General features: G+C 42.8%; 12 protein-coding genes. 3 read left to right on the forward strand and 9 right to left on the reverse strand.

From position 1 onward, the window contains the following. Window positions 1-585 carry a pseudouridine synthase gene (locus tag myaer_RS08510; protein ID WP_002793040.1) on the reverse strand — a complete coding sequence of 195 codons (585 nt, stop codon included), beginning with the start codon at window positions 583-585 and terminating at the stop codon, window positions 1-3. Window positions 586-744: 159 nt separating this feature from the next. After that, window positions 745-1,533, reverse strand: a complete 789-nt coding sequence (locus myaer_RS08515; protein WP_046661790.1) for an ABC transporter permease — start codon at window positions 1,531-1,533, stop codon at window positions 745-747. A gap of 367 nt (window positions 1,534-1,900) precedes the next feature. Here myaer_RS08515 and myaer_RS08520 point away from each other — a divergent pair, with 367 nt between their 5' ends. Beyond that, window positions 1,901-3,397, forward strand: a complete 1,497-nt coding sequence (locus tag myaer_RS08520; protein ID WP_046660474.1) for an IS5-like element ISMae6 family transposase — start codon at window positions 1,901-1,903, stop codon at window positions 3,395-3,397. Between the two features lie 750 nt (window positions 3,398-4,147). Next, window positions 4,148-6,274 carry a serine/threonine-protein kinase gene (locus tag myaer_RS08525; protein WP_046661791.1) on the forward strand — a complete coding sequence of 709 codons (2,127 nt, stop codon included), beginning with the start codon at window positions 4,148-4,150 and terminating at the stop codon, window positions 6,272-6,274. Window positions 6,275-6,449: 175 nt separating this feature from the next. Here the strand turns inward: myaer_RS08525 and myaer_RS08530 are convergent, their stop codons facing one another. Both myaer_RS08530 and myaer_RS08535 read right to left on the reverse strand, forming a co-directional pair. Continuing rightward, on the reverse strand, window positions 6,450-6,848 hold the full coding sequence (locus myaer_RS08530; protein ID WP_002777883.1) for a helix-turn-helix domain-containing protein: 399 nt from the start codon (window positions 6,846-6,848) through the stop codon (window positions 6,450-6,452). A gap of 20 nt (window positions 6,849-6,868) precedes the next feature. Next, on the reverse strand, window positions 6,869-7,081 hold the full coding sequence (locus myaer_RS08535; RefSeq protein WP_046661792.1) for a hypothetical protein: 213 nt from the start codon (window positions 7,079-7,081) through the stop codon (window positions 6,869-6,871). Between the two features lie 313 nt (window positions 7,082-7,394). On the opposite strand from myaer_RS08535, the gene myaer_RS22460 reads away from it, so the two are divergent. After that, complete coding sequence (locus tag myaer_RS22460; protein WP_071846437.1) at window positions 7,395-7,535, forward strand: DUF2191 domain-containing protein; 141 nt, start codon at window positions 7,395-7,397, stop codon at window positions 7,533-7,535. Between the two features lie 69 nt (window positions 7,536-7,604). On the opposite strand, the gene dxs is transcribed toward myaer_RS22460, so the two are convergent. The 5 genes from dxs to myaer_RS08565 all read right to left on the reverse strand — a co-directional run bounded on the left by dxs (window position 7,605) and on the right by myaer_RS08565 (window position 15,064). Continuing rightward, window positions 7,605-9,515 (reverse strand): 1-deoxy-D-xylulose-5-phosphate synthase, encoded by a 1,911-nt coding sequence (dxs, locus tag myaer_RS08545; protein WP_002803695.1) that lies wholly within the window; start codon window positions 9,513-9,515, stop codon window positions 7,605-7,607. 407 nt (window positions 9,516-9,922) lie between these two features. Then, window positions 9,923-10,693, reverse strand: coding sequence for a nickel pincer cofactor biosynthesis protein LarB (gene larB, locus myaer_RS08550; protein ID WP_046661793.1), 771 nt, complete (start codon window positions 10,691-10,693; stop codon window positions 9,923-9,925). A gap of 174 nt (window positions 10,694-10,867) precedes the next feature. Then, window positions 10,868-12,616, reverse strand: a complete 1,749-nt coding sequence (locus myaer_RS08555) for a ribonuclease J (protein ID WP_046661794.1) — start codon at window positions 12,614-12,616, stop codon at window positions 10,868-10,870. Window positions 12,617-12,858: 242 nt separating this feature from the next. Continuing rightward, window positions 12,859-13,752 carry a 4-hydroxy-tetrahydrodipicolinate synthase gene (gene dapA / locus myaer_RS08560; RefSeq protein WP_002803691.1) on the reverse strand — a complete coding sequence of 298 codons (894 nt, stop codon included), beginning with the start codon at window positions 13,750-13,752 and terminating at the stop codon, window positions 12,859-12,861. Between the two features lie 274 nt (window positions 13,753-14,026). Beyond that, on the reverse strand, window positions 14,027-15,064 hold the full coding sequence (locus tag myaer_RS08565; RefSeq protein WP_046661796.1) for an aspartate-semialdehyde dehydrogenase: 1,038 nt from the start codon (window positions 15,062-15,064) through the stop codon (window positions 14,027-14,029). Between the last annotated feature and the right edge of the window lie 97 nt (window positions 15,065-15,161).

The following is a 15,161-nucleotide window of genomic DNA, read 5'->3' on the forward strand; positions in this document are numbered from 1 at the left end:
CTACAATTTTTCTAAGGCTTTTCTCTCTTTTTCAGTCACTTCTCGCCATTGACCGGGTTGTAATCCTGTTAAGCATAATTTATTGTTTTTGTCAATAGTAATGGCTGTTCTAATTAATCTTAAAGTGGGATAACCAACGGCAGCCGTCATCCTTCTTACCTGACGATTTCTTCCCTCAGTTAAGGTAATTTCTAACCAAGCGGTGGGAACAGATTTTCGATAACGAATCGGTGGCTCTCTGGGGGGTAAATCTGGTTCAAAATCTAGTAAATTAACTATTGCTGGTCGAGTGCGATAATCCTGAATAGGAAGACCTTGACGCAATTTTTCTAAAGCGTTTAGGTCTGGAATTCTTTCGACTTGTACCCAATAGGTGCGCGGATGAGCAAATTGACGATGACCTAAACGATGCTGTAATTGACCGTTATCTGTGAGTAATAATAATCCCTCGCTGTCCCTATCTAAACGACCGACAGAATAGATATTTGGGATGGGAATATAATCTTTTAAAGTCGAGCGACCATTTTCATCAGTAAACTGACATAATACATCGTAGGGTTTATAAAAAAGGATATATTTATTCAAGGGAAAAAGGAGTCAGGAGATAAGTATTTATGCAAAATTAATTTCTTGGTTAGAATAGGCAAAAGGCAATAGGCAATAGGCAATAGGCAAGAGGTAGTTAGATATGTTTAATTAACTTTGCTTAGGTACTTAACTGATAACTGATTACTGATAACTGATTCAATCCCGTTGATGGGAGAATTGATAAGCGCCGACGATTGAGAGAAGAATAGCGACGATTAATAAAATGGGGATAGCGAACCAAGGAAATTGATTAATATCGTAGGCTGCGGCTCTTAATCCCAGACTAGCATAGGTGAGGGGTAAAGAATAAACAATAATTTTTAATGGCCAGGGTAAGGTTTGGGGATCGAAAAAAGTTGCTCCTAAAAAAGACATCGGCACGATTAAAAAGTTATTATACAGACCGACACTTTCGAGGGATTTAACTCGCAATCCGACAATTGCCCCTAAACCGGCAAAGACGGCACAATTTAAGATTAAAACTAATAAAAAGAGGGGATTGAGAAAACTGACAAATTTTCCTGTAAATAAGATAGCAACGAGAATCACTGATGCAGAAGTCATTACACCGCGCAAAATTCCCGCGAAAACTTTGCCTAAAAATAATGAGAGGGGATGGACGGGAAGTAATAATAATTCCTCGAAGGTTTTACTAAATAAGCGATCGCCACATATCGAAAAGGTGGTTCCCCCGAAACTGATCGCCATTGAGGACAGGGCCACCATTCCGGGTAAAATAAATTCTAGATAAGAATCGCCGATCGAGGGTTTCATCGAGCGATCGAGGGCGCTTCCCAACCCCAACCCGAAACCGATAATATAGATTAGGGGAGAAACTAAACCTGTGGCGGCGATCTGAAGGACTCTCGCGCGTAAATCTAGCCATTCTCCCCAAAATACGGTTAAAGTGTCTGTTAATATCGTCTGAGCTTGAGCTAGTTTCACTGGTATTTTGGTTAATTAGTAAATATACTTTTAATAATAATTAATAATTGTCCCCTTTTTCAAGAGTGGCTCATCCCAGTTTAGTAAAATGTAGGGTGCGTTAGACGGCGACAATCTTTGCTTAAACTTGAATCTAACAATCCGTCGCAACGCACCACACCTATCATTAATTTAATTTGGTGCGTTACGCTATCGCTAACGCACCCTACTGGACTGGTATTTTGGTTAATTAGGGTTTGCTGAATAATGGTAAAAACCTTACAGGAAAGGGCTTTTAGCTTGATTGAGAGCTTCCCAAATGCACTTAAATCTGCTAGAATCTCTTAAAACCCTTGCATCACCCTTGCATCTTCTCTAATTAGTGCTAATGTACCGTAAAAGCGAGTTACCCTCAACCCCACCAGAAAACTTCGAGCTGCCCTTTGAGGGGAAATTATCCCAAGACAATCGTTGGGTAATTATGGCCAACCTCATTCCCTGGTCAGAATTTGAAGCGGAATACGCATCACTTTTTTCAGAAGAAATGGGCACACCCGCCAAAACATTCAGGACAGCACTCGGAGCATTAATTATTAAAGAAAAATTAGGAACAAGCGATAGAGAAACGGTAGAACAAATCAAAGAAAATCCTTATTTACAATACTTCTTGGGGTTTTCATCCTACAGCAATGAACCCCGGTTTGAAGCGTCAATGTTGGTTCACTTTCGAGAAAGAATCACTCTGGAACTAATTAATAAAGTGAATCGCTTTATGGTCAAAAATTCGAGAGAAATAAAAGAAGAAGAAAATACCGAAAAAAAGTTAGAGAGCGAAACCCAAAGTCAACCAGAAAATCGAGGTAAATTAATTTTAGATGCCAGTTGTGCGCCCGCAGATATTAGTTATCCTACGGATTTAAACCTGTTAAATCAAGGAAGAAAACAAACCGAAAAAATTATTGATATTCTCTATGAAACTTTAAAAGGAAAACTTGTTCAAAAACCGAGAACCTATCGTCTTCTAGCCAGAAAAAGTTATTTAGAAGTAGCGAAAAAAAGAAAACCTACCGTCAAACAAAGACGAAAAGCTCTGAAAAGACAACTGCAATATCTGAAAAGAAATCTCGACCATATTGAACAACTTTTAGCAGAAGGAGCCTCTCTACAAAGCTTGAAAAAAAGAGACTATAAGCTGTTATTAGTAGTCACAGAAGTTTATCGCCAACAACTCTGGATGTACCAAAATAACAAACAGAGTATTGAAGACAGAATTGTCAGCTTAACTCAACCCCACATCCGTCCGATAGTCAGAGGAAAAGCTGGAAAACCCGTAGAATTTGGGGCTAAATTCTCAGCAAGCTGTATAGATGGTTACATATTTTTAGACCGAATTAGTTGGGATAACTTTAATGAATCAGGAGATTTAAAAGCACAAATAGAAGCTTATTATGACTATACAGGATACTATCCAGAATCAGTTCATGTGGACAAAATTTATCGAACCAGAGAAAACCGAGCTTGGTGTAAAGAAAGGGGAATCAGAATCAGTGGTCCCCCATTAGGAAGACCAGCCAAAAATGTTAGTAAAGAACAAAAGAAACAAGCTACCGATGATGAGAGGATTCGGAATTGTATAGAGGGCAAATTTGGACAGGGGAAAAGAAGATTTAGCTTAGGTAAAGTGATGGCTAAACTTCCTCATACTTCCTTTTCAGCGATTGCTATTACTTTTTTAGTCATGAATCTTTCTAACCTGTTGAGGCAGGTTTTTTGGGCTTTTTTATGTCTGAAATGGAAAAACAGCACTTTTTCTCGGTCAATGATTAGGATAAGTTATAACTTAAAAATTAATCAACAACTAAAGCTTATGCTTGTAGCTAAGTGAAATCATTGATTAAGAGACCTGTACTTTTCAATGACTTTTTCAGCAAACCCTAATTAGTAAATACACTTTTAATAATAATTAATAATTGTCCCCTTTTTCAAGAGTGGCTCATCCCAGTTTAGTAAAATGTAGGGTGCGTTAGACGGCGACAATCTCTGCTTAAACTTGAATCTAACAATCCGTCGCAACGCACCACACCTATCATTAATTTAATTTGGTGCGTTACGCTATCGCTAACGCACCCTACTGGACTGGTATTTTGGTTAATTAGTAAATACACTTTTAATAATAATTAATAATTGTCCCCTTTTTCAAGAGTGGCTCATCCCAGTTTAGTAAAATGTAGGGTGCGTTAGACGGCGACAATCTCTGCTTAAACTTGAATCTAACAATCCGTCGCAACGCACCACACCTATCATTAATTTAATTTGGTGCGTTACGCTATCGCTAACGCACCCTACTGGACTGGTATTTTGGTTAATTAGTAAATACACTTTTAATAATAATTAATAATTGTCCCCTTTTTCAAGAGTGGCTCATCCCAGTTTAGTAAAATGTAGGGTGCGTTAGACGGCGACAATCTCTGCTTAAACTTGAATCTAACAATCCGTCGCAACGCACCACACCTATCATTAATTTAATTTGGTGCGTTACGCTATCGCTAACGCACCCTACTTATGATAAAATGCTGTCAAGGTCAGGGAGGGAAAACTTGCAATTATTCACTCAATAAAATAACTGATAGCCGAGATGAAACCCTGTTACTGCATTAATCCCGATTGTTCTCAACCAGACCATCCGAGTAATAATAACTCGAATACTCGTTACTGTCAAAGTTGTCGCTCTGAGTTGTTGTTAAATGGTCAATATAGAGTAAGTCGGTTATTGAGTGATAAGACCGGTTTTGGGGTTGTTTATGAAGCTTTTGAAGGTTTTACAGCCAAAATCCTCAAGGTATTACAAGAAAGATGGAATAATGACCCGAAGGCAGTGGAATTATTTAAACGGGAATATGAAGTTTTATTAGAGTTGAGTCGTCAAAATGTCACCGGTGTTCCTCGCGCAGATGCCTATTTTCAATATTCCACAAGGGAAGGGAAAATATTACACTGTTTAGTTATGGAAAAAGTGGAGGGGATTAATTTAGAACAGTGGCTAAAGCAGTATGATAAGTTAAGTCAAAAACGAGCCTTAAAATGGCTGAGAGAAATTACTTTAATTCTCGATAAAATTCATCAACAGAATTGGCTGCATCGAGATATTAAACCCCCTAATATCATGCTGCGGAATAGTGGCGAGTTGGTGTTAATTGATTTTGGCACAGCAAGGGAAGAAACCCAAACCTATCATCAAAAGGTCAAAGGTCAACAGGTAACAGGTATTACCTCAGCCGGATATACAGCCAATGAACAACAACATGGTCAAGCAGTGATTCAATCAGATTTTCATGCTTTAGGACGAACTTTTGTGCATTTATTAACCGGAAAACATCCTTTAGAAATTTATGATCCGATTAATGATGTTTTACCTTGGCGAGAAGAAACGGAAAATATTCACCCGTTATTGTTGGATTTTATTGATGAGTTGATGGGAAGATTACCCAAGAATAGACCAGCTAATACTAGGGTTATTTTACAGCGTTTGGATGAGATTGAAAGGCAATTAAAGTTACCTCCTATAACTCCTAATAGACCATCTCCACCACCACCAAATCCGCTGCCTGTTGTAACTCAAAAACAACCGCCAGTTATTCCTAAGATTAATCCTTCTCCGCCGGTTTCACCCGTAGCTGTACCCAAAAAAACACCAGCACAACTGGTTAAAAATAATAATCTGAGAAATGGATTAATAGCGCTCAGTGGCGTTTTGTTATTAGGAATAGGAATAACTCAAGGTTACGGTTATTTTAAAAGTCAAGAAGTAAATCCTCAAATTGCACCAATAAACTCACCCACCAATAAACTCACCACAAGAAAAAAAATTTCAGAACATAGTTTTCTCGATAAAACCCTAACTGGTCATTCTAACTGGGTTTTGTCAGTGGTATATAGTCCCGATAGCCGCTATTTAGCTAGTGGGGGTAGTGACAATACTATCAAAATTTGGGAAGTAGCAACGGGAAAACAATTGCGTACTCTTACTGGTCATTCTCGCGGGGTTGAGTCAGTGGTATATAGTCCCGATGGCCGCTATTTAGCTAGTGGGAGTGCTGACAAAACTATCAAAATTTGGGAAGTAGCAACCGGAAAACAATTGCGTACTCTTACTGGTCATTCTAGCGGGGTTTTGTCAGTGGTATATAGTCCCGATGGCCGCTATTTAGCTAGTGGTAGTTGGGACAATACTATCAAAATTTGGGAGGTAGCAACTGAAAGAGAATTGCGTACCCTTACTGGTCATTCTAGCGGGGTTTTGTCAGTGGTATATAGTCCCGATGGCCGCTATTTAGCTAGTGGTAGTTGGGACAATACTATCAAAATTTGGGAGGTGGCAACTGAAAGAGAATTGCGTACCCTTACTGGTCATTCTAGCGGGGTTTTGTCAGTGGTATATAGTCCCGATGGCCGCTATTTAGCTAGTGGTAGTTGGGACAATACTATCAAAATTTGGGAGGTGGCAACGGGAAAAGAACTGCGTACCCTTCCCAGTCATTCTGACAGGGTTGAGTCAGTGGTATATAGTCCCGATGGCCGCTATTTAGCTAGTGGTAGTTGGGACAATACTATCAAAATTTGGGAGGTAGCAACGGGAAAAGAACTGCGTATTCTTACTGGTCATTCTTACCGGGTTTATTCAGTAGCATATAGTCCCGATGGCCGCTATTTAGCTAGTGGAAGTGGTGACAAAACTATCAAAATTTGGCGGGTGGGACAGTAAACTTGTGTTGGGGGTGACAGCAATAACTTTTGTCTATCAAAAATGAGCGACACTTGCGGGAAACTGCACCGATGTCTTTAAAAATATTGGGTTTTGGCTCAAATTATTGAATCGAGCAGTTTTTTCCTAAGTATTAAAGCGCTCAACCCAACCGACAAGCTAGAGGGTATCGCATCTACATCAACAAACTATAATCTACATTAAAGAAATGTCCTAATAATTTCGCCTGTTCTTGGGTAATTGACCCTTTTCCTTCAATTAAACTAGAAGCAATTTTGTCAGAGCCAAGGATTCTGGCTATGTCTTTCTTATTAACGCTTTGCTGTTCCATCAAAAACAATAACATAGAATGAGGTGTGGTTGATTCCTGTAGATAAAAGCTTTTTTCAAAATTCCCAATTAAAAAAATTAGAAGCTCATAAAGTTCATCTTCTTCGGGAGTTCGCTGCTGACGGTGCATTAATTCTTCCACAATAGCCAAAGCTTTTTCATTTTCTGCCTCTGTTTTAATAACTTTAGGTAAATGGCGAGCTAGTAATTCTTTGTATTTTTCTGGATTAAAAGTAAGGGTCATCGGTGTCAAGGAGATACATTTCAGGATTCGGATGCTTCCTCGGCTAACGGTTTTAGGGACTGACGGTACTCTTGACCAAACTGCATTGCCTCTTCGTAAACCGGATCGTCAGCAAAAGTGCCGACAATTTTTTCCCACCAGGGAGTTTCGCTGACAGTAGGTAGCAAACGCTTAAGCAGTGCTACTTCAGCTTCTAAAGCTGCTAGTCTTATCTCTAGATCAGTGCTTAACATGGTTGACATATCCTCCTATTCTGCTCTTGCTCAAAGGTTAGCTTTAAAACAAAAACTGCTAAATCCCAGCCAGAAGCCATAAGATGAACTGATGAAACCATACACAGCACTCCGGGTAAAATTACCGATGAACGATTGTACACAATTCTGTCTTTAAGTCAAGTGGCTTTACAAAACTTTAAGCAATTTCTTGACAAAATTTAACCTTTTTTCTCATTTTTGAACCCTCAAAAATTAATTATGCAAGAGGTTTAATCTACTATACACAACTAGGGATACTACGAGAACTAACACTGTCATTGATGACCAACTCATGGCTGATGCTCTTAAAGCTACTGGACTCTCCTATTCTTTGTGTGATAAATTTAACTTCTATAGTAGTGATCGATCTTTGTGTCCTTTGTGTCTCTGTGGTTCGTTCCCCTCACTATTTATTGCCGGCAGTCTTCATTGACTATCTAGACCAAAAAAAACCAGTCTTCCCTAATTTTTCGGGAAAACTGGCCAAGCTAATCTTGAGATTTTAACCAACGTTAGCGGTTTGTTTTTGGCTAAAAAATGCCGCTAAAACCTGTTGGGCAATCTGGGGACTGGTTAAACCCAAATCAGCGAAGGATTCCTCTGGTGTTGCGTGGTCGACTAATTTATCGGGAACCCCGAAACGCTTGACCGGAACTAGAATATTAGCATCCTGTAAAGCTTCCAAAACCGCAGAACCAAAACCACCCATCAAACAACCTTCTTCTAAAGTCACCACTTTACCAAGACGTTGGGCAAGGGGAAAGATAAGTTCTGTATCAAGGGGCTTGACAAAACGAGCATTAACCACTGTGGCTTCGATGCCGTGTTCGCTGAGGATTTCGGCCACCTGTAGGGAAGTGTTGACCATAGTGCCGTATCCTAACAGGAGAATATCATCGCCACTGCGGAGAATTTCGCCCTTACCGATGGGTAAAGCTTCCCAACCCTCTTCCATCAGGGGAACCCCTAAACCGTTGCCCCGGGGGTAACGCATGGCAATGGGGCCGCTGGTATGATTAATCCCCGTTACGACCATTCTTTGCAGTTCCGCCTCATCTTTGGGGGCCATAATGGTCATATTGGGGATACAACGCAGGTAGGCGATATCGTACATCCCTTGGTGAGTCGGTCCATCGGCCCCGACAATACCGGCCCGGTCCATGCAGAAGAAAACCGGTAGATTTTGAATGCAGATATCATGAATAATCTGATCAAAAGCCCGCTGCAGGAAAGTAGAGTAAATAGTGACAACCGGGCGCATTCCTTCGCAAGCAAGACCACCAGCGAGAGTAACAGCGTGTTGTTCGGCAATTCCCACATCGATGTACTGTTTCGGTAGTTTTGCCTGAAATTTGTCTAATCCCGTCCCAGTAGCCATGGCGGCGGTGATACCGATAATGCGCGGGTCATTTTCCGCTAATTTAGTGAGAGTATGCCCGAAAACTTTAGAATAAGCGGGGGGTTTCGGTTTACTGGAGGGAATCGGTTTACCCGTGGCTAAATTAAAGGGATTTTGGGCATGATAACCCACTTGATCTTTTTCGGCCCATTCGTAGCCTTTGCCTTTCACGGTGGCAACGTGGACGAAAACCGGTCCGTGGACCTTATGGGCCTGTTTAAAAGTGGCGATTAATTCGGGAATATTATGACCATCAATCGGGCCAAAATATTTAAAGCCCAATTCTTCGATGACTGCGCCAACTTTGGGAACTGCTAACCGTTTCATTCCTTCTTTGACTCGTTCCATTTCCGGAGTGAGGGAGTCACCGAAGAAGGGTAGATTTTTAAATTGTTCTTCGAGATTATCGGCGATAAACTGGACGGGTTCGCTCAGACGAACTTTATTGAGATAGCGGGAAATTGCCCCGACGTTGGGGGAAATGGACATCTCGTTATCGTTGAGGATAACCATGATGTTGGTGTTCGGTAAATGTCCAGCATGGTTAATCGCTTCTAGGGCCATACCCCCGGTTAAAGCGCCGTCCCCGATGATCGATACTACCTTGAAATCTTCCCCCTTGGCATCCCGGGCTAAAGCCATTCCTAACCCCGCAGAAATGCTCGTAGAGGCGTGTCCAGCACCAAAATGGTCAAATTTGCTCTCGCAACGTTTTAGATAGCCCGCAACGCCGTTTTTTTGGCGCAGGGTGTGAAAATCGTTATAGCGACCGGTGAGGAGTTTGTGCGGATAAGCTTGGTGTCCCACGTCCCAAAGGACTTTATCTCGATCGAGATCGAGGGTTTGGTAAAGGGCGATCGTTAGTTCTACGACTCCTAACCCCGGTCCCAAATGTCCACCGGTAGCGGCGATCGTCTGGAGGTGTTTTTCGCGAATCTGACGGGCAATATCTTCTAATTGACGGAGTGATAAACCATGTAACTGGTTGGGATGAGTAATTTCACTTAGGTGCATATCGGCTTCTTTTTCAAAGTAGTTTATCCCTATACCAACTGTATAGGATTTTCAGCCTGAGATGAGGGAAAATCTAGGCTAGGGTCTGCTGAAAAAGTTTCTCGTGGGGGCAGGGTGTGGGGTGTGGGGTGTGGGGTGTAGGGTTTTACCGATTTTCAGGACGTTCGGCGAAGACTTCGGCGTGAGCTTTTGTCGAACGCTCAGTCGAACGCTCAGTCGAGTGGACGGTAAGGCTTCGACGGTGAGATCAGCCGAACCGCTTGTCGAACCGCCAAGGTCAATTACCTAATTTTCAGGGAAAAAGTCCCAGAATTTTCCCCCCGATCACTCCCATATCCGGTACTTTTTGATTTCCAAAAGGTCTAAAAGTTTTACCCAACAAGGTTTTCAGATTTATTCAGCCAACCCTAGGCTAGTCTGGCCGCCGTGCGTAAAATTTGGCCGGCTAACATGGCAGCCCCAAAACCATTATCTATATTAACCACACCCACACCGACCGCGCAGGAATTGAGCATAGTTAACAAAGGAGCAATACCGCCGAAACTGGTTCCGTAACCGATACTGGTGGGAACGGCGATCACTGGGCGATCGACTAATCCCGCTACCACACTTGGTAAGGCTCCTTCCATTCCCGCAACAACAATTAACACATCGGCGGCATCCAGTAGATGGCGATGATTCAAGAGGCGATGAATTCCCGCTACCCCCACATCCCAAAGACGCTGCACGGAAAAACCGCATAATTGAGCAGTAACCGCCGCCTCCTCCGCTACGGGAATATCGGCAGTTCCCGCCGTTAGGATGGAAATTATCCCTTTTGGGGGATTTTCTGGAGCGGCTGCGGCAATGGCACAGATGCGAGCCAAGGGATAATAAACTAAGTCCGTTACCTGTTCCTGTAGCTGGGCCGCTATCTCTGCTTCAATGCGAGTGGCCATAACCACGGGACTATTTTGACGCAAAACATGGATAATTTGGGCGATTTGAGCCGTAGTTTTACCCGGCCCCCAGATAACCTCCGGAAATCCCGTTCTTAATTGACGATGATGGTCAATCTTAGCGAAGTCTTCCACCGGTTCAAAGGCCAGATGTTTAAGTTTATCTAAGGCTGTCTCCGGGTTAATTTCTCCCCTGGCAACGGCGGTCAGCAGCGATCGCAAATCGGCAGCATGGAACATGGTCAGTTATCAGTTATCAGTTATCAGTTATCAGTGGGTAAGTTAACAGTTATCAGATTTGAGTTTTAAGTGAGCAGTATGTGTTAAGTGACCAGTATTAAATAGCAGTTTCTTGCCATCTTTTCACTGATTACTGATCACTGATTACTGATTACTGCTCACTGATTACTGATATTAGGAGGCCATGGTAGCTGCGGGACGACGGCGGCGATAAGTACGATTGTTCGCTGGTTCCGTTGCCGCCGCTTGCAAGAGGAAAATCACTAGAGGTTGACTCTGTAACTCCCGTTTGATTAAACGTTGCAAAGTCGTCTCGATTTCGGCCCGCAAACCGGCCCAATCCGGGGACCCCGTGGCGGTTTTAAATTCACCACTGCGATCGCTTAAACAGCGTTCGATCGCCCGAATAATTAACTGATTCAGCAGCGGGATTTCCACTTTTGTCACCACACCGCGCAAATTAATCTCTGGAGGTGCGCTTAATTGTCCCTCCCCGTTAAGGAAGGCCGCGATCGTAATCACACCATCTTCGGCTAATTGTTGTCTTTCCTGCATAATGTGTTCGTGAACCACACCCGCTTGATCAACTAACTCGATTCCCGAAGGCACTGGTGCACCGAGGCTAATGCGATCGCCAGTTAACTCGATCGTGTCACCATTTTTGACAATTACCATATTTTCGGCGGGAATACCCATACTTTGGGCCATCTGAGCGTGTTTGACCAGCATTCGGTGTTCTCCATGCACTGGCACAAAAAACTTCGGCCGGGTCAAAGATAGCATCAATTTATGGTCTTCTTGGGAACCATGGCCGGAAACGTGAATTCCCTTATCGCGTCCGTAAACTACGTTAGCACCCTGCATCATCAGGCGATCAATTGTATTGACCACGGCGATGGTATTACCCGGAATCGGATTAGCGGAAAAGACAATCGTATCTCCCTGACGCACGCGAATATGAGGATGTTCACCCTTAGAAATCCGCGTCATGGCCGCTAAAGTTTCCCCCTGGGAGCCTGTGGTTAAAATAACGATTTTTTCATCGGCTAAATTGCGGGTCGCTTTTAAGGGTTCAAATAGATCGTCGGGACATTTTATATACCCCAAATTACGCGCATGAGCGATGACATTTAACATCGATCGACCCACTACCACCACTTTCCGGTTAAATTTCTGGGCCAATTTCAACACCAGATTAATCCGATGCACCGAGGAGGCAAAGGTAGTGATCATAATCCGTCCCGTTGCTTGGTTAAAAACCCGCTCTAAACCGGGATAAACGGAAGCTTCTGAAGGAGTATAACCGGGTACTTCCGCGTTAGTGGAATCACTCAATAAACATAGCACCCCTTTCTCGCCATGTTCGGCAATTTTTTGTAGATCAAAAAATTCGCCATCCACGGGAGTATGGTCAATTTTAAAATCTCCCGTGTGAATAATTACCCCTAAAGGAGTGTGAATTGCTACACAAAAACTATCGGCGATCGAGTGGGTATTGCGGATATATTCCACCGTGAAAGATTTACCTAAACGCACCATTTGCCGAGGAACTACGGTTTCTAATTTGGTACGATTTGCTAATCCTGCTTCTTCCAATTTATCCCGCAATAAAGACATCGCTAGACGCGGACCGTAGATAATTGGTACATCAAATTGTTTGAGATGGTAGGGAATGCCACCGATATGATCTTCGTGACCGTGGGTGACGATCATACCCTTAATTTTATGGCGATTTTCCCTTAGATAAGTCATATCGGGAAGCACTACATTCACCCCGTGCATATCATCGGAGGGAAAAGCTAAACCAGCATCGAGGAGAATAATCTCATCATCGTACTCAAAAACACAGGTGTTTTTGCCGATTTCGTGTAATCCTCCTAGGGGAATGATCTTTAGTTTTGCTTGGGTTTTATCTTGACTCATTAGGTATCCTTTGATGGTAAGTTATGGTGATTTTTCAGGTTGGTTTTCTAGACAGGAAATCTCAAAAAATGAATAGTCAGAATGAGTATGACTAGGGGAATAACACCTAGCTAAATTCACTTATATCAATACTTTCTCGCCGTTCTAAACTATATTTCTTTTCTTCTAGTTAAGCTATTAATATTATAACCTACTTTCTCGAAAAAATCCTAGTTTAGTTAGCCAAATTTTCTAGTATTTTTCTAGATTAAAGCCAATTCTTGCATAATTTTTGCTAATCCTTCTTCTAGTTCGGGACTTAAGGAACATAAAGGAGATCGCAATCCCCCCACCTCCCAACCGACTAGATTTAAGGCCGCTTTAATTGGAATTGGATTAGTGGCACAGAATAAACCTTTAAACAGGGGAAATAATTTCAAGTTAATCTCGATCGCTTTGGCCGCATCTCCGGTTAATAAAGCTTGAATCATCCCTTGGATTTCTTCTCCCACTAGATGACTAGCAACACTGACCACCCCCACCGCACCACAGGTCATCAGGGGTAAGGTGAGAAAATCATCGCCGGAATAAATAGCGAAATTTTCAGGGGTATGACAGTAAATCTTACAGGTTTGTTCTAAATTACCACTAGCTTCTTTTACCGCCACAATATTATCAACTGCTGCCAGTTTAATAATCGTTTCCGGGGTCATATTTTGACCCGTTCGACCAGGGATATTATAAAGCATCACCGGCAGATCGGGACAAGCTTTGGCAATGGTCAGAAAATGCTCGTATAAACCCTCTTGGGGTGGTTTATTGTAGTAGGGAACCACTTGTAAAGAACCATCTAAACCCAGTTTAGCAGCCTGTTGGGTCGCTTCGATCGCTTCGGAAGTGGAATTAGAACCCGTCCCCGCGATCACTTTTCCCCGACCATTAACCGCTTTTTTGACAATACTAAATAGTTCGTATTCTTCCTGCCAACTTAGGGTGGGTGATTCTCCCGTCGTCCCACAGACCACTATACCATCGCTACCGTGAGTAACTAGATAATCGGCCAATTTTTCCACCAGGGCATAATTAACTTGACCCTCGACGGTGAAGGGAGTCACCATCGCCGTAATTACTCGTCCAAAATAGGTTGTTTCACTCATTGATCAGTTATCAGTTATCAGTTATCAGTTATCAGTTATCAGCTTCTGAAGGTAAGAGGCAAAAGAAAGAATCTGGCAATCCGCTTACCTAAAAAGAAGATTACAAACTAAGTACGTCTAAGCTTTTCGCTTAACCAATTAGGTTTTAGGTTCGGTCTTTGTTATCATTTTTTGAGCGATAAGCAATCAGCTTTCAGACTTTACTTATCCGGTTAATTAGCTATTTTTCTAATTATCATCGTCTTGATCTAGCTGATGGCTGATAGCTTGATTATCAAACTGTTGCTAATCTGGAACCGACGAGATTTTTCTTGACTAAAAGTTCCGCAATTTGTACAGCATTTAAAGCCGCACCCTTGCGAATTTGATCGCCGCATAGCCACAATTCTAGACCGTTAGGATGGGAGATATCTTGACGAATGCGTCCCACTAATACTTCATCGCGACCGGTAGCATCAATTGGCATGGGAAAATAATTAGCGTCCCAATCTTCCACTAATTTTACCCCAGGAGCAGACTCAAGAATTTCTCTGGCCTTCACCACAGAAAAAGGCCGACTAAATTCTAGGTTAACCGATTCCGAATGGGCCCGCAGGACGGGAACCCGTACACAGGTGGCGCTAACCCGCAGTCCTGGACAAGCAAAAATCTTGCGGGTTTCGTTGACCATTTTCATTTCTTCCTCGCAGTACCCCTGACCATTAATCGGGGTATTGTGGGGAAAAAGATTAAAAGCGAGGGGATAGGGGAAGGAATTAGTGGGAGGTAGCCGATGCTCAAGAATTGCTTGTGCTTGCTCTTTCACTTCCTCCATGGCCCGCGCTCCAGCACCACTGGCGGACTGATAAGTAGAAACTACTACTCGCTCGATCGCCTGTACTTGGTGGAGAGGCCAGATCGCCACTCCTAAAAGAATTGTCGTACAGTTGGGATTAGCGATAATGCCCCGGTGATTGTCCACACTGTCGGGATTGATTTCCGGGACAACTAGAGGCACTTCGGGATTCATGCGAAAAGCGCTGGAGTTATCGATAATCGTCGCACCCGACTCGACAATAGTTTTCGCCCAAGCTTTCGAGGTGGACCCCCCCGCAGAAGCAAGAACGATATCCACGTCCTGAAAAGAGCGCTCGTTTACCGCTTCGATTAGGAGACTTTCGCCCTGAAAATCGAGGGTTTTTCCAGCAGAACGCTCGGAAGCGAGTAATTTTAGACTAGCGAGAGGAAATTGACGACTAGCTAATAACTCTAGTAATTCCGTTCCCACGGCCCCGGTGGCCCCTAAAATAGCGACCCGTACTTTTTGACTCAAATTGTGTGACCTCCTGACGAGTTGGGTGATGATAATGATCCGAAGAAATCGTTAAAGTAAAAAATCTTTTTTGTCCACCGAGTTATTCTAAAACTTG

The organism is Microcystis aeruginosa NIES-2549 (assembly GCF_000981785.2).
Classification (GTDB): domain Bacteria; phylum Cyanobacteriota; class Cyanobacteriia; order Cyanobacteriales; family Microcystaceae; genus Microcystis; species Microcystis aeruginosa_C.